General features: G+C 41.9%; 12 protein-coding genes. 4 read left to right on the top strand and 8 right to left on the bottom strand.

The window, feature by feature from the left end; genetic code table 11:
* Positions 1–69: 69 nt before the first annotated feature.
* From DS2_RS15395 to DS2_RS15380, 4 genes are all read right to left on the bottom strand, one after another.
* Positions 70–2,937, bottom strand: a complete 2,868-nt coding sequence (locus DS2_RS15395) for a VCBS domain-containing protein (RefSeq protein WP_035015735.1) — start codon at positions 2,935–2,937, stop codon at positions 70–72.
* Positions 2,938–2,970: 33 nt separating this feature from the next.
* Positions 2,971–4,554: a VCBS domain-containing protein gene (locus DS2_RS15390; protein ID WP_035015733.1), complete on the bottom strand. Its 1,584-nt coding sequence runs from the start codon at positions 4,552–4,554 to the stop codon at positions 2,971–2,973.
* Positions 4,555–4,612: 58 nt separating this feature from the next.
* Positions 4,613–7,987, bottom strand: coding sequence for a TonB-dependent receptor (locus tag DS2_RS15385; protein ID WP_035015732.1), 3,375 nt, complete (start codon positions 7,985–7,987; stop codon positions 4,613–4,615).
* Between the two features lie 211 nt (positions 7,988–8,198).
* Positions 8,199–9,860, bottom strand: coding sequence for a hypothetical protein (locus DS2_RS15380; RefSeq protein ID WP_035015731.1), 1,662 nt, complete (start codon positions 9,858–9,860; stop codon positions 8,199–8,201).
* 446 nt (positions 9,861–10,306) lie between these two features.
* Between DS2_RS15380 and DS2_RS15375 the strand changes: the two genes are divergently transcribed.
* From DS2_RS15375 to DS2_RS15365, 3 genes are all read left to right on the top strand, one after another.
* Positions 10,307–11,773, top strand: a complete 1,467-nt coding sequence (locus DS2_RS15375; RefSeq protein WP_035015730.1) for an alginate lyase family protein — start codon at positions 10,307–10,309, stop codon at positions 11,771–11,773.
* A gap of 365 nt (positions 11,774–12,138) precedes the next feature.
* Positions 12,139–13,725, top strand: coding sequence for a BNR-4 repeat-containing protein (locus DS2_RS15370; RefSeq protein ID WP_235188628.1), 1,587 nt, complete (start codon positions 12,139–12,141; stop codon positions 13,723–13,725).
* A 214-nt stretch (positions 13,726–13,939) separates the two neighbouring features.
* Positions 13,940–15,376, top strand: a complete 1,437-nt coding sequence (locus tag DS2_RS15365) for a BNR-4 repeat-containing protein (RefSeq protein WP_035015729.1) — start codon at positions 13,940–13,942, stop codon at positions 15,374–15,376.
* On the opposite strand, the gene DS2_RS15360 is transcribed toward DS2_RS15365, so the two are convergent.
* From DS2_RS15360 to DS2_RS15350, 3 genes are all read right to left on the bottom strand, one after another.
* Entirely contained in the window at positions 15,363–16,982 is a 1,620-nt protein-coding gene (locus tag DS2_RS15360; protein ID WP_035015728.1) for a LamG-like jellyroll fold domain-containing protein, read from the bottom strand. The two genes, DS2_RS15365 and DS2_RS15360, sit on opposite strands and share 14 nt — an antisense overlap.
* Positions 16,979–17,509 carry a sigma-70 family RNA polymerase sigma factor gene (locus tag DS2_RS15355; protein WP_051479927.1) on the bottom strand — a complete coding sequence of 177 codons (531 nt, stop codon included), beginning with the start codon at positions 17,507–17,509 and terminating at the stop codon, positions 16,979–16,981. The genes DS2_RS15360 and DS2_RS15355 overlap by 4 nt, the downstream gene beginning before the upstream one ends.
* A gap of 203 nt (positions 17,510–17,712) precedes the next feature.
* Positions 17,713–21,033 carry a glycosyl hydrolase gene (locus tag DS2_RS15350; protein ID WP_035015725.1) on the bottom strand — a complete coding sequence of 1,107 codons (3,321 nt, stop codon included), beginning with the start codon at positions 21,031–21,033 and terminating at the stop codon, positions 17,713–17,715.
* 266 nt (positions 21,034–21,299) lie between these two features.
* Here DS2_RS15350 and DS2_RS15345 point away from each other — a divergent pair, with 266 nt between their 5' ends.
* On the top strand, positions 21,300–23,009 hold the full coding sequence (locus tag DS2_RS15345; RefSeq protein ID WP_035015723.1) for a BNR-4 repeat-containing protein: 1,710 nt from the start codon (positions 21,300–21,302) through the stop codon (positions 23,007–23,009).
* A gap of 59 nt (positions 23,010–23,068) precedes the next feature.
* Here the strand turns inward: DS2_RS15345 and DS2_RS15340 are convergent.
* A partial coding sequence (locus DS2_RS15340; protein WP_200870156.1) for a GNAT family N-acetyltransferase occupies positions 23,069–23,498 on the bottom strand: 430 nt, incomplete at its 5' end.

Raw genomic sequence — 23,498 nt, 5'->3', positions numbered from 1 at the left:
TCATGGGGTTTATTGCTAACCTAACGCGAGCAAGTCGCGCTAGGTTGCTTTTTTGCGGTATTGGAAAGGTTATTTTTCAACAATATCTGCGTTACGAATTGTCCCCAGTGTTTTCATACCACTTTGTAAAACGTCATCTTTAACAATCACATCTTCACCAGCGTCAAGACTATTAAAGTCTTCAGTCGCAATGGTTGAGCCATCGGCTGCTTTTACAACGACATTATCAAAATCACAGACACTAGGTTTATCTGCATTAACATTGTAACCACACTTAAAGGCGATTCTATGCACACCTTCTGCGATGTCATTAGGCGCTGTACTTTTAGACTCAAAAGCGCCATCAGCATCAAGGGTGAAATCTGGAATTTCAGTGACTAAGCTGCCATTAAGTTTCATGGTTACGGTCGGTGTGCTGTCACCTGTTGCATCCCAAGATAACTCAATTGGGAACCACTCACCCATAGGGTATCGAATAACAGGGATATAGCCTGGTTTTTGTGTGGTGCCTCTGACTTTAAAAGCGCCGAACTTGTTAAGGTCAAAGTCGACCAGAGCGTCGCCCTGACCGCCGCTTGTCCCCCCAAATAGGCTTGTATAGCCTGAATGCGCGCTTGTATTCATTCTGACATCAAAACTGACACTGCCTTTCTCTTGCTTAGCAAATTCGAGTGTGGTGCCACCAAAGTGTTCCTCATTATTCGATAAACGCAGGAACTTATCCGCTGGCGGGAACTCAACGCCGACAGTGTTAGACTTGGTTAATCCACCATGCACATAGTCGCGTGTGATTTCAACACCTTCAGCAATGCCATCTTCATCAAAACGTTCGCTAAAGATTTCCGTTGTACCAGCCAGATCTGAATAAATAATTAAATCATCGAGATCAACCGGCAGCGCGTCTTTAGTCCAGATGGCAAAAAATCTTGGCCCTTTATCTAACTTAGAGACATCAACCGTTGAGAATGAAGGGAAAACACCATCGACAATGCTAGAGCCGCTAGCAGATTCGCTGCCAGATACAGGTTTGCCATTGAGCTTAAGGGTGATTAAAGGCTTATCCCCATTAGCTGCTAAGGTATCGACTGAGCCATCCCAGCTAAATTCAAACTTCAACAATTCACCCATGGTTAATGGCTGATCAAGCTTGACACTATTGCCAGTTGTGCTCGTGCCAGTGCCATCCAAAATAAAGATGGAATTTGATCTAGGTTGCAGCGCCATGGACAGCATATGTTTTCTAACATCGCCCCCTTGCCATTCTGACCCGTGGAACTGGACTTTGACATCTTTAGTATTGCTTTCAGGTACTCTCAAGGTAAATTCAGCCTTACCTACGGCGCCTGTTCCATCGGGCATTTTCATCACCCATACTTTAGTACCTGATCCTGTGCCCGCTATTTGTGCACCAAAGTTCAAGCCTTCCACGGAGGTAATGCTAATGGGTAAATTAACTTCAGTGCCATCTTTTGCTGAAACCCTAATTTGCTCCGTAAATGGTAATACCAAGGTGCCGTCGTTAATTAGGCCAACCGATTCATCGCTGAGTGTGTAACTCCAACTACCGGCTTCGTTAATCGAAAACGAACCGTAAGTGGTTGCAAAGGAGTCAGCTATGAACGAAGCTTGCCAAGTATTTGCATCGGTTAAGTTCAAGTTGCCTGCTGTTGCAAGCAAGTTAGCATTAACCGCTGAGGTTGATACGCCGTCCTCTACTGCTGGCAAGCCACTAATGACCGCAGGTTCTAGTAGTGCAGCTTCAAGGCTGACAGTGACGTTTGCTAAGGTCCCGTCAATTGCTTCAAAAGTGAGCGACTCATTTAAGGTCGGCAGTGGATCCTGTGCTGTATCAAGCAAAATGCTTTTAACGTCATCATTGGTGTAATCTATGTTATAGGCGAAATTACCGGATGCGTCGATTGATACTCGACCATAAGTTGTTTCAGCATCGGTTAGTGGTTTAAATGCTGCTTCTTGGTAGTTAGGATCTGTTATGCTTAATGAACCAGCCAAGTTTGCATCATTGACGCTTAATACAGTTGAAAAAGTCCCATCTTCGTTGGTGGTGAGTGGACTGTTTGCAACAAAGGTAGCAGGTACAGGATCAGAGCCCTTAACTAACACAGTGACTTCTTGCTCTGTGCCATCGGCTGAGACTAGCGTAAAAGTATCATTCAAAGACTCACTGGCATCGGCTAATGCGATGACCTCTTGATTCATTTCATCTAAATCATATGTCCATTCAACTTTGCCTGGTTCCGCTTTGTCTGTTTCGGTCGCTTCGACAGGTGCTAGTACTTTAATCATGACTTCGCCATAACTGGTCACAATTTTAGCCGTATCGGCCATTTCTGTTGCCACTGTATTAGGCTGCTCAAGAATGGGCTTAAAATAGGCTTCAGCTGGATTGGCATCATTGACTGTAATAGTGCCCTCTGCATTGCCTTGGTCTGTATCTCTTTGGACCAATCTGGTGGCTATATCACCACCAAAGGTGGCCGGTTCGTCAATACCACGAATGGTAACGGTAAATTGTTTTTCTGTACCGTCGGCCGTTTTTACAGTAAATGAATCAAACAAGTCAGGTAAACCTGCTTTTACCAATGCTGTGACGGCTGGGTGCTCAGGTGTTGCTGAATATTCATGGCCTTGCCAAAGCGTATAGCTCCATTCGCCACTGGCACTAAATGAAAACTCACCATAAGTACCAGTTGCTTTAAATGGATAGAATTGAGATTCATTTTTGGTTTCATCCGAAATGATAATCTGTCCACTGGGGTTACCTGTTTCAGCATGTTTGGTTGCGACTGCTGCAAATTCACCGGTAAAAGTTGGAACCGTAGCTGTATTTGCTTTAAAACCAATAGGTCTTTGATCATCGCTACCACAACCAGTGAGAGCGGCAACAATCGATAGGGTTAATAATTTATATTTCATTGTATTACCTTTAATTCTTTTTAAGTCAGTGCTTTAATCCCGTGCAATTAGCACATTTTCTGTAGAGCCCTCATAGACATTTGCGCCTTCAACAGTCATTTCTTGCACGACATCCCCAGCTTGGCTGTTAGCAAACTTTTCGTTTAAAAGGGCTTTAGTGTCTGCTTCAAATATTGGGTCGGCATCTATATCTGTGTAGTACTGAATATCATCTACCATCATGGCGCCATAACCGCCTTCATCTTCATCGGCATTGACATAAAAGCGCATTTGATTGACACACTGCACAGGCAGCTTTCCGCCAAGGGTTGAGCCAACAAAACCTTGATCCGGATCAGTCGGGATAGCAGGGTGTACCGAGGTTAAGCTTTCACCATCAAGGGTGGCTTTTAATAAAGGCTTTTGCGTTAAACTCGCGCCTTCCCATGTGATGATAAATTCAGACCACTCACCTGGAACAAAGCGTTGATCAAAAATGACCTTTTTATATTTGGGTGGGGTGATAAAAATACCTGGGATACCCCTATCGTCATAGGTTTTGCCAGCTTTAAGTTCGCCAGACCACATTTCAAATTGACCATCAGGCTGAATATAGAAAGTGGCGACCCGTCTTTTTTCATCGTTGTGGAAATTAGAGCTACAACCAATAGAAAAGCTCGCTTGTCTAGATAAATCTTGAGTAATTTTGGCTTTAAATACTATTTTGCCGTTACGGGTTTTATGTGGTTCTAGACCAGCTAAATCCATATTGATATCAAACCAACTTTCTTCAGTTGTGGTACTGAGTAGCTCGGGGGCAAAGTTGGGGACCGCACCATATATATTAACGTCAATGGTTTGGGTTGTACCATCTAATGTTGTTAAGGTGACAGTGTCTGTCACTGGTGGGCTATCAGCTTCAGGTAACATATCTTTAAGTGTTTGGGTTTCATCTTCTGGGTTTTTGGCAATGCGATTGACTTTAAATTCCCAAGTACCATTTTCGTCAATAAAGAGAGAGCCATAGCCGTTGTCAGATAAAATACCAATTGGATTACCGTCATCATCCACTGGACCTATTTGAAATTTTGATTCACCAAAATTCGGGTCATAAACGGTAACAGCGCCGAATGCTGAGGTTTCTCGAATTGAAGCATTCGCGGTCAACGCGCCTTTTATTTCAGCGGGTAGACTTGGGTCAACGCCCTTGATGATAAAGTTGAGATCTTGGGTTGTACCATCCAATGTTGTAATGGTCAGTTTGTCAGTAATTGAGGCATTGGCAACATCTAATATCGCCGCCACTTCTGGGTGGGTTTCATCTAAGTCATATGTCCATTTAGCTAAGCCTGATTCAACATACTCTAATGTGAAAGTTCCGTACATGGCTTCAGGGATCATATCGTAGTTGGGTTCAGCTTCGCCAAAGTTGACGTCGAATACGCCAAGTTCACCTTCAGCTTGACCATGGCCTGTGGTTAATTCAACATCAAAACCATAACCTTCAGTACCGTAAAAACCAACTTCAGTGGTAAAGTTATTGGCGAATGTAGCTGAGACTTGTAAGTCATCCATATTGTCAAGGTCACATCCGGTTAGTGCCGCGGCGACCGACATAGCTAATATTTGTTTTTTCATTGGGTCTTTCCTGTTAATTCTATTCTTCTAAAACTGTTCAAAGCGCTAAACCTTTTAGTTAAAAGCTGTAACCTATGCCTGCCTGAATAATGCGCCCCTGGTAACGAATACGGTTAATCGCTTTGTCATTACCACCTATGAACTCATATTCTTGACGGTTGTTTAGGTTGATTGCTTTAAGGTTGAGCGAAAGGCCTTTTAGGCTACCTTTAAATCGGTAGCGAGCAGCCATATCAAGACGCCCCCCTGATGTTTGTGTACGCGCTTCGGTACCTAAGAATGTGCCCGACTCAGTACCTGTACTCAGGAGCTTTTCGTCTTGCCAGTTATAGATAAATTGAATGCTGGCACCATGGTTTTCCCAATAGGCGATTAAGTTAGCTGTATGAGGTGCGATTTTGGTCATAGGAATGCCGCCACCTTCATCTAAATCGATTTTGGTGAAGTTGAGCTTGCCGCCAAAACCGTTCCATGGATATGCTAAGAAATCCAATTTTTGTTGAATTGATAGCTCGTAACCATAAACCTTAACTGGAATGTCACTGTTGTAAGTATGTTTAATACTGACGTCTCGGTTGAAATAGACTTCACCATTTTCGGCTTGATATTCGCCTACCTCAATGCAGTTGCCTTCAGTGTCTCGTCCTAGTTCGCCCGTACCCCATTGTTCATGGTTGCCGATAGGACAAATCGATTCACTGACAATTTTTCCTTCAATTTCTTTATAGAAAAAACCGGCAGAAATAGATGAACCGTCGCGGTTGTACCAAGCTAATGAAAGGTCGTAGTTATCTGACGTATAGGGTAATACTTCTGCTTTTGAGTTTTCGAGTCTGACTCGATTATCATTACTGGTATTAACTGGGCTAGGGGTTTGCGACAACAGGTTAGGACGCACAAGTGCTTTTGAATACGCCGATCTAAACACCACATCATCGGTTAAATCTACTGCAAGATTAAATGAAGGTAAGGTGTTGGTATAATTGGTTTCTGTTAATATAGCAACCGCATTACCATCTATGTTAAAGCCTTGTCCAACCACGTCATTTGATGTTTCAACGTAACGTACACCCGCATTACCTGTATAACTGAAATCGCCAAGGTAACCTTCAAATTTACCCATTAAATATACAGCATTTATTGCTTGGTCCGCGCTGAAGTTTTGGCGGAAATTTGCATTGACGACAGCCCCATCTTCAAAGGTGGTTAACTTTTCGGCAAATCCAAGTCCAGGTATTTTTTTGAACCTGTCATCAACCTCACCGTTTTCGTCTAGAGCGACCATGTCCGTTTGAATAATCTCTTTGAGGTTTTTAGAGTCAAGTACTTGCCAGCCAGCATCTGAACCAAAGTGATTGGGGTAGTCACCATTAAAAAATTCATTTTGGCTATCTGAGGTTAACTGATCTTTATAAAACTCACTGCCATCGAGCAAACCTACACTGATACCGCCACTACCCAGTCTCCGGTCATAAGCTTCTAAGGTTTCACGTGAATGACGAAAACCACTCTTAACACTGGTGAGCAAGAATGAATCGCCGCCGATATCAGTGTAGCGTTCAGCATTAAATTCAAAGGATTTCATATCACGTTCAGGACGCTCGTATCGGCCATTGACGTAAAAATCGAGTGATTTACCGCCAATTTCGGCTTTTTGCTCTGCCAATTCAGCGGCTATGTTTTCTTCAGTCAGTGGGTCTTTAGCTTTTTGAAGTGCTTCAACAGCTTTGTTGTAGAAATAATCTTGCGGGTAGTCATCATAATCAACAGGATTAATTTTTGGATCTAGGTTGCTACCAAACCGTGTCACCCGAACGGGCGTCCAACCGTTGTCAAAGCGCTTCCACGCATTGTCGCCCAGATCATAAATCAGTTCGCCAGTTGCAGGGTCCGTTTGTTGAAAAATGCCATTTACATCGGCGTAGTGATAGTCTTCAAATCCCTCAACGGTTGCAAATGCATTTTTTAAATTGCCGCGTCCAGTATTGACTTCCCCATTAATACCAGTCACTGCATAGGTATATCTCTGACCGTCATCTAAGTCTTGATATCTATTATTGGTTTTGTTGGATAAGCGCAGATCTATGCCTTCTTGTGACGCTTCACTCACAGAACTTGATCTGGTGACAGTTGCATCTAGTTTCCAATCATCTTTGACATAGTCAGCGTATAAAAATATCCCTTTGGCTTCATCTTTTGATGTTTGTAATCGGTTAGATGGTTTATAAGACACATTGGTCATTTTTGAGTGAGTAACCGCATAGACAGGAATCGTAGCCATATCCGGATTATCTGTTTCGGAATTGTAATCTGGGTTGGCAATATCGTCTAAGCGAATAGGTGCACTTAATGGCGTTAGCCTTTGTGTATCTAGCTGTGAGCCTCTATCTACTTGAAACAACACATCTTCCATATTGCTGTCGTCCATGTTCTTTATTGTATAAAGAAAGTTCGCACCTAGCTTTAGCTCATCCGTTGGCTTCCACTCAATGTTGCCTGTTGTTGAAAACCGTCTGCCTCGGTTATTGACTGTGACCTGATGCGCTTTACCAATTGCTTTGACAACAGAAAGTGGCTCGTTAATGCCATGTTCTGCTTTATAGGCTTCTAGGTCTTCTGGTGAAATTAATCCATTGTAGACAGTTTGATTGTTGCTTAATGAATTTAACGCGACATATTCGGTAAAGTTGGCGGTGTCGCTACGGAAAACTTGCTTTGAACCAGCCATTTTTATCGCAACTGCGAGTTTGTCTTTAATAATGTGCTTTGATGCGGATAGCTTAAAGGTTGTGTTCCAGTCATCTGTCAACTCTTCATAGCGGCCACCAATGCCAACTGAATATTTACCGTCTTTTGAACCCAGCGCACGTTGTAGCTTTTTATTTACCACACCGGCCATACCACCTTCTTGTAAATCAGCCGTAGTTGCTTTAATGACGGTGACTCCATCAAATACGCTGGCTTCAAATGCACCAAATGGATTAGATGCGCCAACCACACCGCGGCTACGGCTGGGTATTGCAAAAGATTGCCCTTCAGCAATGACTTTTGCATAACCGCCCGGTAGACCACGCAAAGTGATATGTGAATTGCGACCTGAGTCATCCGTATTTAACTGCACACCCGGGATAGATTGCATTGCTTCACCTAAATCAAGTGCTGGCAAGGAGTCCATATCTTTAGCTGAAATAGCATCCACAATTGATAGTGCTTCGCGTTTTTCTAGCAATGCCGATTCTAAAGAGCCACGTACACCAGTCACTTCAATTGTTTCTACTTCTTCACTTTCATTGTTGTTGGCATTTAGTACTGAACTGACTTCTGCCGCCAATACTGATGGCGTGAAAAGCGACATCAGCAAGCTAGCCGACCCTCCAACTAATAGCGATTTGCCAACGCTATGTTGTTTTTGATTGTTTGTGTTCTTATTCATTACAAGTTATTTCCCCATATATGGAATTTTTCTGTACTAAGAAGCAAGTGCTTCAATAAGAACAGCAAGACGAAATGCAAATTAGTACCCCTTTTTTGACAAAATGTGATTTAAAATGGTTTTTTTTGTTAAATTGTGGTCGGAGGGAACTGCGTTAGTTGGTTGTTGCTAGTGTGGAATCATTAGCGCCACGACGTGGCGCTATTTGGGTTTATCGGCTTAATTCGTACGCTATTTTGCGAATGTTGGCTTCGACAAAATAGAAATCACCATAAACAATTGGCGTATCAATTTCACCTGCGCTGCCCATATTGCCGGTTGCTTCGGCTAAAACAAAACCTAGATCTTGGCTGATTTCTCGGTTTGTATTGCGGTCAGTTCGGTAGTTTTGCGTGAGCTCCAACATAATATTGTCTGCTAACTTTGCGTATCTTTGACGTAATTCAACGTCCTTAGTGATAGTTGCAAAGCGGTAGAACGCTGAAGCAAACAATGCTGATGCCGAGGTATCTCTAGGTATTTTTTGATGGCTAGCTGGATAAGGTTTTGAGCCGCAAGGTACCAATTTATCACCTTGTATTACCTCTTCACCGTACCAGTTTTTCTTACCTGCTAGGCGATTGCGTGATTCTTCAGATAACATTGAAGCTTCCAGCACCTGTGGTCGATAACCTTTATAGGGGGTGATATGCTCCTCTAAACGTTTAGCACATAACTCTAAAATACCTGAATAAACGGCTGTTTCTGGAGATTTATTTTCTGCGTATTCATAAGCGTTATCGCGGGCTGCCCAAAAATCCCAATAAGGGACATATTGATCACCGAGCAAATGTTCAACCGATGCTAATAATCTATGCAAGTGGGCGGTAAAATCGGGATAGTTGCTTAAATCGGTTCTAGCGCGCTGCATAGCTTCAACTACAGTTAAATATCCATATAACGACCAACCTTGACCGCGCGCCCAAGCCGATACATTACCTAAACCTTGCCAGTTGCCTGGTTTGTTTTCGCCATAGTCAAAAACATGGTATGACAATGGGTATTGTTTCGCTGTGTCGGCTTCATCATAAAAATAATGGTTCACCATGGTTTGCTCAGCATGGCTAAATCCAATGTGGTGATATCTTTCAACATCACTATCGAATAAGTACTCCAGGTTCATCATATTGTCGATAATAACAGGGAAAGTCCATGGGTCAGACAGTGAATAAAAGCCGACTTTTTGCTCACCGTTTTCCATGGTGGTTAGCTTCATATGCGGCTCAAAGTCCCACGACTTAATCACACCTTCTTGATCGCTGAATCGTGTTGCTAAGGTCGCACGGCCAGTATCAAGTAATTGAATATATTTTTGCCGAGTAGTTGAGTCTAAACCTTCGTAATGTAGCGCTTCACCGTATGAATCATATAGCATAAAACCTAGATCATGAGTTGAGGCGAGACTCGCATCGTTTTCCAACGCTTGCTGAAAATACTTAGCACTTTGATATAGCTTTTGCTCTTCTCCTTCGTTCCATTCTATCTCTTGTTTATTCGCCAATAGCTTCCACATTAATCCTGGAAAAAAGCCATTGGTCCATTTAGCGTATTTTTCCATAAATATACCGCCGTGCTCTTGCGACCTAGGGATACAAATCATAGTTGGATCTTGTTCGCATGCAGGGCGGTTGTACTGATGCCGTTTATTTTCGACGTGCTCGATCATTTTCAAATATTGATCTTTAGCAAAAGTTAAATTTTCGCGTGCTTGCTCTACAGAAAAAGTGCTCACAGACGATGGTTGTTTTGGCTGTATTTCAGTTGGTTGCTGCTGCGAACAGCCTGCAATCAATATGGTTGAAACGAGCATCTGAACTAAACTTTGTTTTTTCATAATACTTCCACTTTTAATACGATGTGTTGAAAAACGATAACTATTAACAAAAGCGAGTTAGTTAAATAATTGCTACCCCAAATAGCGCTAAAAACGCATCTGAACGAGTTTTAGCTGTGTAACTAACCTCAACTCTGGATAACAACTTGCTTTCTAGAGGCTATTTATCCTTATAACTGCGTTGCATTCGCTAGTAATAGCCAGCTATTACGTACGCAAATTCGCCTTGTTCTAAGAATAACTATCTCTCTAGAATGACCATAGACAAACTTAACTAATAATAACAATGAGGTAGCTAACTTGTTATCCAGAGTTCAGGTTAACTAAGTCGTATTTTGTTTAACAAGGGGTAGCACTTTTTGCATTTGCTCGCTATTCCCAATAGGCAAGTAAAAACATGCCCTTATCCACTACAAATATACAAAACTAGATTTTCTGGGGGGTTTATGACCAAACAAAAGTACAACACTTTTACTTTAAACTTACTTGCCACTGGCGTTTTGCTTTCTACTAGTGCTAGCACACAACAAGCAACTCCTTATACTATTGAATTCATTCAACCGCAGCAGACTCTAAACATTGCAAAAAATTTATTAGACCGAGATACACGCGATACTTCGCGTTGGAGCGCTGAGGGCTCTAATGCTAGCGTGGTGAATGACCTCGGTTCTGTTAAAACCATAACAGGCACTAATTTGTCGACGTATAAAAACAGTGCTGTTCAATACAAGGTAAGCGAATCCGATAGTCCAAATAGCGGCGCTGATAGTTTAATTTGTATAGATGAAGAACGACTCAATATAGCTAAAACCGCAATTGAAGCCGGAAACCCTCTATATGTTGCTGCATATAATGCGCTAATTAAGCTCGCAGATATTGAGTTGGTTAAAGCGGTTGATCCAGTCACCAACAAAACCTTAATTGCTGCAAGTGGTGATATTCATGACTACCATACTATTGGAGCCTATTATTGGCCTGATCCAACTAAACCTGATGGCTTGCCTTGGGTTTACCGAGACGGAGAGTTCAATCGAGATAGCTCTGGACCTGCAACCGACTGGTCACGCAGAAAAAACATGCTCAAGTCACTCGAAATACTAAATCTTGCCTTTTATATGTCTGGCAAAACTGATTATTTGCAAAAGGTACGAGAAATTGTCCAAACTTGGTTTGTTGATAAAGCGACTAGAATGAATCCCAATTTAAACTACGGCAAAGCAATACCTGGCAAAAGTGATGGCTCTAACTTTGCTGTGATAGATTTTACAGATATTGGCCAAGTGATTACCGCTGTGCAATTAATAGAAAAGCACAATATGTGGGATGAACGGGCCAAACAACGCATGCAAGATTGGTTTAGTGATTATTATACTTGGTTAACCACCAGTGAATTAGGCATCAGAGAAAGTACTCGGGGTAATAACCATGGGACTAACTACGACTATCAAGCTCTTAGCCTGCAGTTATATTTGGGTAAATTGAACGATGCAAATGCACAAATCAATGTTGCAAAATCGCGCATAGATTCACAAATTGACTCTAATGGCCGCCAGCCTGCAGAATTATCTCGGACCAAATCCGTGAATTACACAGTGAATAACCTTTGGGCCTTTGCTCGCATTACTGACTTAAGTCGTCGTCATACCAGCAATGATTTGTGGAATTACACGCGCCCTGACGGCGTTAGTTTAAGAACTGCTTTTGACTTTGTAGTGCCCTATTTCTCCAACCCAAAGGCATGGAAATGGAAGCAAATTACTGGCGGTGGAGTTGAGCCATCATTTGCTAATTTGGCTTTACCAAAATTCACTATAGCTCAGTTGATGTTGGGGGTGAAAATCCTCCCAAGTGGCTTACATGGCAATGATAAATTGACACCTGTCGAGATTTTAACCTATGCACCACAGTTCTGAGATTAGACATTTAGAGCTGAGTTTGTTCCTATTGCACACGAGTAATTCCATTGCTTTGTTGCTTTCCCCTTGGTTTTCTAGAAAAGGAGATTTTGGTTTTGGTTCTATGCCAAGTATTTCCAATGGTGAGGTAAAAAGCCTTAACTACGGCGCAACGTGATGGTCTCACTATCAGTTAGTTGTAATTGAGTAGTGTTTTTTTACCGGTCAAGCTGATTACCATTATCAGCTTGATGCGACCAGCTTAGTTGAATAATTAATATTTTCGTCTATATTAAACGGATGATTGAATTTGCTTACTTATGCGTGTTTGCGTGAGTAAGCATGTCATTGTCCCTATTTGATAAAACTGGAAGCAAAACTCGATGCAAAAATTTAAACAATCCAAGCTCAAAGTAGCATGCTTATCATCACTCAAGAGTTTGGTTGCAATTACTGTATTAACTGCTTGCTCTGCAACCAACAATACGCCACCAACTGCTACTCTTGAAAACAATCAAGCGGGCTTGGTCGTTTTAGAAAGCCAAACTAAAATTACCGATGGTGCTTTGCATTTTGATGGTAAAAAGCTGAATCATAAAACGTTTGAAAATCCATCAAAAGGCCCAGAGTATGATTACTTCTTTGGTAAAAATATTTCGGCGCATGGCGATGCGGTAAAACCATACAAGCACTATGTATTTATGACTTGGTATAAAGGCGGCAAAGACAATCGTAATGTGATGTTGTCGCGTTTAAATACTAAAACAGGCAAGGTTAAAACCATTGAGTTTCCGCATCAACATACCGGGTTTCGTGGAGACCCTCTAGTTGGAGAATCGCACAATACGATAGGGTTAGCCGTTAGCCCGTTAAATGGCACTATTCATATGGTTTACGATATGCACGCCTATCGGGATGATGATGAAAATGGCCGTTTTAAAGGACGTTTTGTTAACGACTTTTTCCGTTATTCATATTCAGTTCCAGGCGCTGCAGACGTGAGTGACGAAGAATTCACATTAGCGCAATTTGTAAAAGATACCAGCGAAGTGAGCGAAGGGCCTGACGACTATAAACACCTAACCATGACGGGTGATTTAGCCGATAAAGATAATTTTGTCGCTTTAACTTATCCAAAATTTTATACCACAACTGATGGCACATTAATCCACTATATGCGCTGGGGGGGCAATAATAACGGCGCTTATTATTTCAATAAATACGATGCAGAAAAGCAAAAATGGACTCGCTTTACTCCGTTTAATCACAAAGATCAAAAAACTCATGGGCACCCATATAACTGGGGCTTGTACGGCTACATGAAGTACCTAAATGGCAAACTTAGAGTGAGCTTTCAACAGCGTAGTGCCGACAATAACGACAGGTACAAATATCAAAACGGTGTGTATTACGCATACTCTGATCATCCTGATGGCATGGGCGAGTGGAAAAACCATAAAGGTGAACCTATGACTTGGCCTTTGGTGAACTCTGATGAAATAAAAGTGTTTGAGCCAGGCGATTATATGACGCACCAAGAGCCGAATTCTGTGTATATTGTTGGTGGGTTTGACTGGACTGTCACGGAAAACGAAGACATTCACATTATTAGTAAAGCTCGTTCGACTGACAGAAAGCGCCCTGATTATGAAGAAGTCGCTATTCATGCCTACAAACCCGCTGGTGCGAGTGAGTTTAAAATTTCGACCGACTTCACCGGTGGTGACTCAATATATACAGCTGGCGATGATATTTTTATCATTGGTTTGAAAAACGGTTATCCATACGTAGAAAAAGCCAAAGGCGGTACCAATGATTTTGTACCTATGTATCAGCAAAAAGGCGGTACCCAATTTGACCACGGTACAATTCATATTAAAAACGGTAAGGCGTATTATTATTTAATGGAAAGAGGCGAAGGCAGCTCATTACCATTGTATTTGCAAATTATCGATTTAGGCATTAATTAACCTAAAAAGACTTTTGATAGCCTAGAGCGTGTTGATCTTTGTGGTATATTTTTGCAGCAATTTGAACAAAATTTATACCAAAAAGTTCAACACGCTCTAATATAAAGCTCGCTGTAACTAGCGAGCTTTTTTTATTTGTTTTGGGTAGCAACTTGGCAGCATTAAGGCTTTTCTTATAAAAGTAGTTAATTATTCACGTCAACAAGGCTCTGATATGAAAAAGCTAATCAAACACGTTGTTCCATTATTCACGGTTGCTATATTTTCCATGTTAATCGGCTGCAAAAGCATCCAACAGGCGCCGGTAATCGAAGAAGTGGAGATGGTTGAGTATTTTGCCGACAATGCACTTGGCACACCTGTTGCGGTAGTTCAGCACCCAGCTGGTATACACAAAGATGGTATTACCTATGTCTCCTATCAAGGACCTTTAACAGACCCGTATGTTGCGGCTTACAACCATAACACTAAGCAATGGCAAGGCCCGTATCAAGCTGGAGAAAGCGATCTGGGGCGATTAAAGTCAAAGCGGAAAAAGCCTGATAGTCACGGTAAACCAACCATGTTAATTGACGACCTAGGTTATATTCATGTGTTTTTCGGAGGCCATGGCGGTAGTCGAGAGCATGGCGAAAATTTGCTGGGAAATTACAATTCAGGCCGAAACAAACATGTGGTGTCTAAGCGCCCCGGTGACATCAGTGAATGGCAAGAGTTGAAAAATATTTCAGTATTTGGCACATACAATCAAGCGCTAAAGATGGACAATGGCGATATCTACTTAATCTACCGTCATGGTGCGCATCGTAGTGATTGGGTTTACCAAAAATCGACTGATCATGGCCGCACGTTTGCCGAGCCTGTTTCGTTTTTAAAGCATAAACCTCATGAAGAAAGAGATATGCACGATAGCTGGTATGTTTGGGCAACGCGTGGGCAAAACGACGACATTATCATGGGGTACGATTATCACTATTGTTGGAATGGCCATCCACGTGGGCATATTCCAGAGCGACATGATTTGTATTACATGGTTTTTGATACTAAAAACAATTCATGGCGTAACGTCAAATCAGAACCTTTGAGCATACCAGTTACCCGGCAAATTGCAGATGAAAAAACCTTAGTGGCGCGTACTGGTGGTGATGATATGTGGACATTCAATGGCACAGCGCATTTAGCGCCTAATGGTTATCCGCACTTGTCGATAAATGTAGGTAAAGATACTGGTCAACCTTGGGGTGGGGCAAAACAAACTCGTTATTATAGTTGGACTGGCAAAGCCTGGATTGGCGGTCATCAAGTAAACAACCAGTTATCCCAAAACCGTGGTTCAGAAGGTGACTTTGTGATTGAGTCGAACAACAAAGTTAAGTTCACCCTTGCTTACCAAGAAAAAAATAACGATGCGGTTGTCGCTGATTTTCATAGCCAAAATGGTGGACAAAGTTTTAGCAAAGGACACGAGCTATTGCGCATAAATGGCGTCAGTTGGTCAGTGAGCTCGCTTATTCAGGATGCTCATCCAGATGCACGTATATTGGTGGCCGCGCGAGAAAAAGGCACACAATGGCAGAAAGTGTATTTGTTAGGGGATAACGGCCCAATAAAGCGGGTTAAGTCAGAAGCTTTAGTCCTCAATCCTCAATAACCCTTTTGGGTAAACCAGTTATGTAGTCTAACTCAAGCGTTATATATTCTGGCAATTGGAGTTTAGGTCTAAACGGCAATGGTTGATCGTTTGCAGGCAAGCCATAATAGTTTAGACCTTGCTGGCTGGTTTGAAAGTGCTGTTGCACCATAAATTCAGGCAGAGCAAAATCGTAAAAGGCTACCTCATCAATTGCGCCAGAAAACACTTCTTTGTGCCATTTATCCTTAGACGGATTATTACCTATAGTTGCGGTTCCTGGCCCACCAGATAATACCTTTGAGCCTGCTGGGTATTGATAAAAAGCATGTCGTTTTCCGTCAATGTAAATTGCTTTTAAACCAGTGTACGTATTGTAAGTAGCTGCTATGTGATGATATTGGCCATCGGTTAAATCCGCTAGGCTTGGGCGGCCATTTTCCCCATCTAGAGCTACATTTAGTTCATGGTAACCCTGACCCAGAATGAATAAACCAAAACTCAGGTTTTGCTTCAAATCTCCTTGTGGTTTGAGAGAACTTTTGCCCACACCATGTTGAAAGCTTAGTAATATTTTATGTTCGCCATCATCATGATCTTTTCGAAAGATAGTATCTATATCACCTATTTGGCCAGAAAAACTCGGTTTGATCAGCGCTTCAATAGTAACACCATCGGTTACTGCAAACGAACCAGTGCCAAGCACAGTACCCCCACCGCTGCCAACTTCAATTCTAGCATTGCTCCCTGAGTTAAACCTAAAAGCACCATTACCGACTTCACCGACAATTCTATCGGCACCTTCAGTTGGGATACCGTGTGAATTACCGGTTAAATCAGTCACTCGATCACCTGTCCCGTTAAATCCCCAATAATGCGTAGGGCGCCAGCGCAACGGCATAATTCGGGTTTCTTTGCCTGTGATCAGTCGTGGCAGATTATGGGTTAAATCGTAGGTCAGGCGACTACCATTTGGTGTCATTATGGTTTTTTTACTGTGGACGATAATATTCTTGGCCGAACCAGGTTCAAGTTCAAGTTTTCCGCGTTTGAGTCGTACCTCATTGTGATTAAACAATTTTATGATTGAGTGAGGTGCTAGTTTAATTAAACTACCATCTTCTAGCTGGAGGGTTGCGCCGTGCTCTGTTTTGTAATCACCGGTAAATAAGTATTCTCCATCTAACTTTGCTTGAGTTCCCTGCGGCGCTATTGTCCCTTTTATCACTTGGGCAATATGAGTAGGCCCTGTTCGGGTAGTAAACCACCAAATACTCAATATTACACAGGTCAAAACTAATAGTGCGATCACAATAACTTTTTGAGTTATTCGAGGTCGTTTGTAATCGGTTGGCTGGTCTAGGTAATCATTTTTATCGTTTGCTGAGTCGCTTTGCTGGCGTATAACAAATTCTTCGGTCATGCGTCGATAAATAATTTCCATATTATTTGCCGTTGGCTTTTTTAGTTGCGCATGCATGTTTATGTAATCGTAATAAAATTCTTGCGCAGCAAAGTCACCCGACAGCAGTCGCTCGAGTTTTTCTAGCTGTTCTTGTGTTGCAACATCGGAACAAACAGCATCTGCTATTTCTCTGACCTCGGAAAATTGATCGGTACGGTTCATGATGAGGCCTCTCGACTTTTGTTCTCCACACAATCAAACAATTTTTTACGCAGTTTAAATACAGACTTTCGAATGGCGTGAATTGACCTGCCCGTTATGTCGGCTAACTCTTGTGCTGTTAAATTTTCGACATAGAATTTATGATAAATGTTTTTTAATGGTTCGGGCAACAATGAACAACAGTGTTCTAGCATCCGCCATTTTTGTTCTTGTGAACCCACTTGGCTTTCGATAATTGCGACGTTTTGGCTAAATTCCTGTAAAAAGTCATCACTTAAACCCAGCTGATACTTTTTTTGCGATTGCCGATAATGCCGCACGCGATTAAATGCAATTACATTGGCCCATTTTGAAAAGTTGCTGCCCAACTCAAACTTGTCAAACTCTTGCCAAAGGGTTAAACAGGTTTCTTGAAAGATGTCGTCGGCTACACTTTGACTAGAAACAAAAGCATAAATATAAGCGTATAGGCGGTTTTTATCTGCTTCAAATAATTGACCAAATTGAGAAGATCGAAACGCTTCCATAGTGTTAGGCTCGATCCGCTGAGTGTTTAATGGTTTAGTTGAACGCAAGGGCTAACCTATGTTGATAATTCATGGCAAATAAACGTCACTTAAACAGCTTTAAATACCATATTAAAACAAAAAAGTTCAAATTCGATAACGTTTATTCAATATACCGAATAACTACCGCAGAAACAACGGTAGTTATTCGAAGGGGACTAGGCTTAAAAGTTAATCAGTCGAACAGGGCCGAGCAAACCTGAACTTTGTAATTTCTTGGCTGATTCTTTTTTAAAGAAGTTGTAGCCAGTAAAGGTGACTCTTTGGCTTTTGGGCGGTTTTTGATTGGCATTTAGCCATGGCACAGTATCACCTGTCATCTTATAGCCACTGGTATCTGGTAGAGCCTCATCACCAATTAAGCGATTGACCCAAGTATTGGTAACTTTTACTTGTAGCTCATTAAAACCAGCTTGAACAGCCGGTTTTATATCCAGCGCAAACGGTGGCTTCCACAAGGTTTTTAAGACTATACCATTAATACTGACTTCGGCAATTTGTTGCACGTCGCCTAAATCTAAATAGATGTGCCTGGACGAAGCGATATCGTCAGCCGAGACATTAAAAGGTTTGCTATACACAGCTGTGCCAGAATAATACTTGATGCCTTCATCACTATGATTTACCCAATCAGTCAAACCAGTAAATATAGTTTTGCCTGGCCCTGCCCATTGCCTATCAAATTCAACAGCCCAATTGCCCGTTAAAGTTTGTGATTTGTTAGCCGTTTGGCTATATATGTGATTAACTAAGGTTGAATGTGTACTCGTATAATCCACTTTACTGTTGTCGCGGCGAATAAGAACAAAACGGCTTGCGTGTGGCTCGAGTGTCAGTGAAGTTTTTAACCTAGTACCTTCACGGCTAAATTGACTGATTTTTTCAATGCTCCCATCATCTATATTCCAAATTTCGGGCTGACCATCACCATCTCGAACATCAAGATTAACTTGTTTTAACTCTGGAAATTCGTTGTGGAAAAAATACAAGGTATTTTCGCCAATACGTCGTTTGGCAAAGTGTTCCATCGGCTGCCCATCTATGATGAGATCTGGCTGAAAACCAAGCTTATTAATAGAATTAACTAGGTTATAACTACTCACTACACCCTTTTCATAAGTAATAATCGAGTCGCTTTCATTGCCCCAAAGCTGATTGGCTATGCGGCTAAATTCTGCTTGTTGCGGCCACTCGCTATAACCAATCACTTTTTGCGGCTTTTCCCCAATTACAGTTGCGCCAGCAGCGACTAACTCTGCGATGCGTTCTAGCGTTTTAAAATGCATATAGTCGGTTTTGTTTAGATACAAAGCACGATAGCGAGTACCCTCAGGTAAAACCAAATAACCATCTCTAACGCTCATGCGATTCAGTAATACATCGCTATTGACTAAGTCATATTTAAAACCAGCAGGTACTTGAACAGAGCTACCGCCTCGTACCGGTGCTGCATCGCCCACATGTACCAAAAGGTCGGCATCTGGCACGCCTTGCTGCAATAAATATGAACCGCGTGCTAAATATTTAAACCATTCTGCACCACCGTTGTACCACCAAGTTTGGGTTCGATCGAAGTGTGAACCAATCGAATCCATAGTCATGCCAGGTTTTATATGGTTGTTTGGCTGATGGGCAAAGCGGTGGAACATGGTTTCATTGATGCCGCGTGTCCACATGTGGTCGCCATGGTGTTTATAATAATAGGGGTGTCCAGACCAATGAACGACATTGATTGAGGTGAAGGACTCGGCTGAGATAATTTTTTTACCATAGATATGGCCAGATGAAATCGCAGCACTGGTGCGGCCGTGATATTTTTTATTCTTGCCAAATGGCGATTTAACCCAAAATTCACCCATTAACCTGTCTGCTTTACCACCTGATGCCAATTCATCAAATGGCCCCCAACCATAAGGTTCGATATAAGCCTCTAAGCCATATTCGTTTGAGATACGAGTAAACTCACCAAAATAGTTTTCCACCATTAAGTCAGATAGGTGCTGGCGAAATTCTTGCAAAATACCGCCAGTATGTTCTGGCGATTCAATTACCCGACCTGTCATTAGGGGTAACCAAGGGATAAAGTCGTAGTCGAATTTGGCTTTAAAACTTTGGTCAATGTTTTGCGTCCAGTTTTGACCACCAACTTCATAACTGTCGATTTCAGTTGTCTTCAATGATTTAATGCCTTTAGCCTTAGCTTTATCCACTAGCTTGCCAACGTACTGCTCAAAGTGAAAACGTAATGCTTTGGCATCAAATTTATCCACTTCTAAACCTTCACCTTCCACTGTTGCAGGCACGTTATAGGCGCCGGTACTGGTATAACCAAAACGTAATACTCGCCAGTTGCCTTCGGGTAATGCAACTCCTTCTTTTGGTAATTCGCCGCGGTTTAAAACGATAACATCGCTCGCTTTGGTAATGGCATCTGCTGCTAAAGTTGGGGTTAAACTCAATTTACCGCGCTCCATTGAGTTCATTGAAAACCAGTTGTCAAATCGAGGAATTGACCATAAATCGAAGCGCTTAATTGTGATGGGGTTATCGAATACTAAGCGGAAATATTTTGCGGTAAAACCGTCTTGTTGAGCGCTCACCAACTGAGGACTAAACGCCCATAACCTAGCGCCTGGGCGAGGGCGTCTGAGCTTATTTACAACCGTTTTAAAATTAACACCATCGTCTGATATTTGCAGCAATGCATCACCGTGACGGTTTGGCGTTTCAATATGCAAACTGCGTAGTGTTGTTGCGTGTTCAACTTCTATTTGTAACCAATACGGGTGTGCTTTATTGTTGTCGGAAGTTGGTTTGCTATCCCAGCTACTTGAATCTTGTTGGTCTGTAAATTTAAACTCTGTGTCCCAGTCGTTATCGGTTAATACGGAAGTATCTAAGTTTGGGTTTGAGCTGGTAATTTTTGCATTAGCAAACGCATTACTCTGGTTGTATTTATTGGCAGGTAGAGCAATGACAGCAACGTCGCGATAAAAGCCCTCATAATAACCGGGTTGTGGTGGAATAACATTTTTACCGCCTTCAACTGCTAATTCTGACCAAGTAATACGCTTCATTGACATTTCAGGTGTAATCCAAGGGCCACCACTTGATGTCCAGCCATCGGCATTGTGTACACCAAATTCAATATCGTTTTTGTCTGCTGCAGCCGCCGCATGCACCAAATGGTCAAAAAACTCATCTGTACCAAAACGCACAGGTCCACGCGAAGAGTAAGGTTTATTGCGACGATGCACATGAAAGAAAATAGCACCGCCAATACCTGCATCTTTCATCGCTTTAAAGTCGCCACTAAAACCTGGTTTGCTCATATTGCCGTTCATCGCATGCATCCAAGTTTTAGGAAGGTAATTTTTTGCAGGTTGCTTGAATGCCTCTGGTGAAAGTTGTGTTGCTAGGCTGCTTGAAGTAACACCTGCCAATAGCACCAGCCAAGCACATTTCGTTGTTCGTTTTAAGCTCATTTTAGACCTCAGTGGTAGATTTTTGTTGCTATACCTTAAGTACCTTTACCAACTAAATGCATATTCTGTTGACGTTGATACCAGCCTAATTGTTGGTATTTGTACTAGTTTTTTATGGTCGGCTATGTTTTTTTGGTATTAATTTGATTGATTTTGACATTTTATAGTGGAAAATGAAAATTATCAGCTAAAATTAGCTATTATGTAAATAACCATTATTGACATATCAAGAATCGGTTTAAGTGGTTTACACCATAGGTATCTTTATGAAATTGATAAAACGAAATACAGTCAACTCAATGTTAGTGCTTAAGAAAACGGCATTGGCTGTTGTGATTGGCAGTTCAGCTTTACTTTTAAACGCATGCTCATCTTCTAATTCTGAAATGACTTCAGCAGATTTAAGCGAACAAGAGTTTTTGGCTAAACGCAGCGCATTAATTGCTAAACATTCGGTCAAAGATAAAGTTTTTGCGACCTTACAAGCTCAGGTTAAACCTGGTGATAGTGAAAGTGCCGAATACTGGCGCTGGCGCATCGACCAATACTTGTATGGACAATATCCTGAGTATCAACCAATTTACGATGCTTACAAAAAAGGTAAAGGCTTTCACGATATTTATGAAATGCCGCCAGAGCAACTCGGGCCGAAAAAGCCTGTACCAGATAGATTACCTGCATTACCAGCGGACTATTTTTCTGAAAATTTACCGGGTAATCCGCACGCAGGTTGGCACGATGTGGTTGGCAATAAAATTTATATAACTTACCAAGGTAAGTTAACTGACCCTTATATTGCTAGCTTTGATATGGTGACCAAGCAGTGGGAGGGTCCATATAAAGCGGCTGAAAGTACCTTATCTAAGGGTGACAGAAAAATTGATAGTCATGGTCGACCAATTATCGAAATAGACAGCAAAGGGCATTTGCATCTTATTTATGGTGGCCATGGGGGAGAGCGTGAAGACGGTTTAAACCCAATGTCTATTGATACCCCGCATGCCGGCGGCCGAATGTTGCATGTAATGTCAGAAAAGCCATATGACATTAGCAAGTTTGTGTATGTGAATGACATTACTCCATATGCTTCGTACACAGCCAGTGAAAAAATGGCCAATGGTGATATTTATTTATTCACCCGTGCTGGCACGCATAAATCACCTTGGGTTTATTACAAAATGCCAGCAGGACAGAGCAAGTTTGAAGCGCCTGTGATTTTTACTTGGCCAGTACCCCAGCCACACAATCCAATTAATGTAGACACCTTTTACATTAAACCTCTGCGTGTTTCAGACACTGAAATTGCCATTAGCTCTTTATGGCATGAATGTAACTTCCTTGAATATCACGACAAAACTACTTATTCGCGCGTGAACGTGTATTACATGAAGCTAGATACTACAACCGGTGATTTTTATAACGCGCAAGGGGAAAAGTTACCTATACCTATCACGCTAGATATTGCGAATGCAAAAACGCTTGCGTTTGATTCAACCCAAAGAGAAGAAACGCCATTTGGTACAGACCCACTTATCTTAGAAGATGGTAGGCCTGCTGTGGCGTATCAAGCACGCACTAAAGACTATCGTGAAATGCGTATGGTGTCTTACAACAATGGCCAGTGGGTGCATAGTCAGCCAATGCCTGGTACGAGTAAACGGACTTTGCGTGACGCTAACAACAAGGAAATTAACAAAATTGTAAGCCTAGAAACTTTGGGTGACTCTAAACAAAGCAATAATGCTGTTGTTGTTTACAAAGATGCTAAAGGAAATAGTGTGTTTGCAACTGCTACAAGTACCAATGGTCAAGATTGGCGGGTGGACAAAGAGCAGTTTAGCTTGAGCAAAGCGCGCATTATGATGGAAGCGGTTAAAGATAAAAGTGACAATACAGTTGGCGTTATATTAAGCATTAAACGCGGTGCGGCACAACGTTTGTATTTATGGCAAGACGGTGCGTTACGGGGTGTGTAGCTAGCGGCAGTGCTTATTAACAATGTTTTGAGGCCTATAACTATAGGCCTCTATAAAAGTTAACAAAGTTGTTTAGCCAACTGCAAATCTTGCAGCACAATATCATCAGCTCGTTCTTTATTGATCTCGCCTGTGGCGACAAACCCCATTTTCTGGTAGAAGTTTAACGCTTGTTGATTGCCATCTAACACCCACAAAGTGATGCGTTTGGCTTTTGCTAACGTCATTATTTTTTCGCATTCCGCATAAAGTTGACTGCCGACACCCAAGTTAAAATGACTCGGTTTTAGGTAGATAGAACTTAGCTCGTAGAATTGTGTATTTTTATAATTTTTCGGTTGGCCGAAACAAATAAAACCGACAATTTGATTATTCTCAACAGCAACCAACACCTGCGCTAACTCGCGGCCAATAATGCGCTGCCACATATCTACGCGTTTTTCTATTGTGTGCTGAGCTAGAGCTAAATCAATATAAATTGCGAGTATC

The sequence above is a fragment of the Catenovulum agarivorans DS-2 genome (assembly GCF_000568405.1).
GTDB classification, from domain to species: domain Bacteria; phylum Pseudomonadota; class Gammaproteobacteria; order Enterobacterales; family Alteromonadaceae; genus Catenovulum; species Catenovulum agarivorans_A.
The sequence above is the reverse complement of the archived record's forward strand: the minus strand, read 5'-3'. Positions and strand labels throughout refer to the sequence as shown.

Coding starts and splice junctions, on each gene's coding strand:
- DS2_RS15375 (WP_035015730.1), top strand. CDS start 10,307: ATGACCAAACAAAAGTACAACACTTTTACTTTAAACTTACTTGCCACT.
- DS2_RS15380 (WP_035015731.1), bottom strand. CDS start 9,860: ATGAAAAAACAAAGTTTAGTTCAGATGCTCGTTTCAACCATATTGATT.
- DS2_RS15385 (WP_035015732.1), bottom strand. CDS start 7,987: ATGAATAAGAACACAAACAATCAAAAACAACATAGCGTTGGCAAATCG.
- DS2_RS15345 (WP_035015723.1), top strand. CDS start 21,300: ATGAAATTGATAAAACGAAATACAGTCAACTCAATGTTAGTGCTTAAG.
- DS2_RS15390 (WP_035015733.1), bottom strand. CDS start 4,554: ATGAAAAAACAAATATTAGCTATGTCGGTCGCCGCGGCACTAACCGGA.
- DS2_RS15395 (WP_035015735.1), bottom strand. CDS start 2,937: ATGAAATATAAATTATTAACCCTATCGATTGTTGCCGCTCTCACTGGT.
- DS2_RS15370 (WP_235188628.1), top strand. CDS start 12,139: ATGCAAAAATTTAAACAATCCAAGCTCAAAGTAGCATGCTTATCATCA.
- DS2_RS15355 (WP_051479927.1), bottom strand. CDS start 17,509: ATGGAAGCGTTTCGATCTTCTCAATTTGGTCAATTATTTGAAGCAGAT.
- DS2_RS15365 (WP_035015729.1), top strand. CDS start 13,940: ATGAAAAAGCTAATCAAACACGTTGTTCCATTATTCACGGTTGCTATA.
- DS2_RS15360 (WP_035015728.1), bottom strand. CDS start 16,982: ATGAACCGTACCGATCAATTTTCCGAGGTCAGAGAAATAGCAGATGCT.
- DS2_RS15350 (WP_035015725.1), bottom strand. CDS start 21,033: ATGAGCTTAAAACGAACAACGAAATGTGCTTGGCTGGTGCTATTGGCA.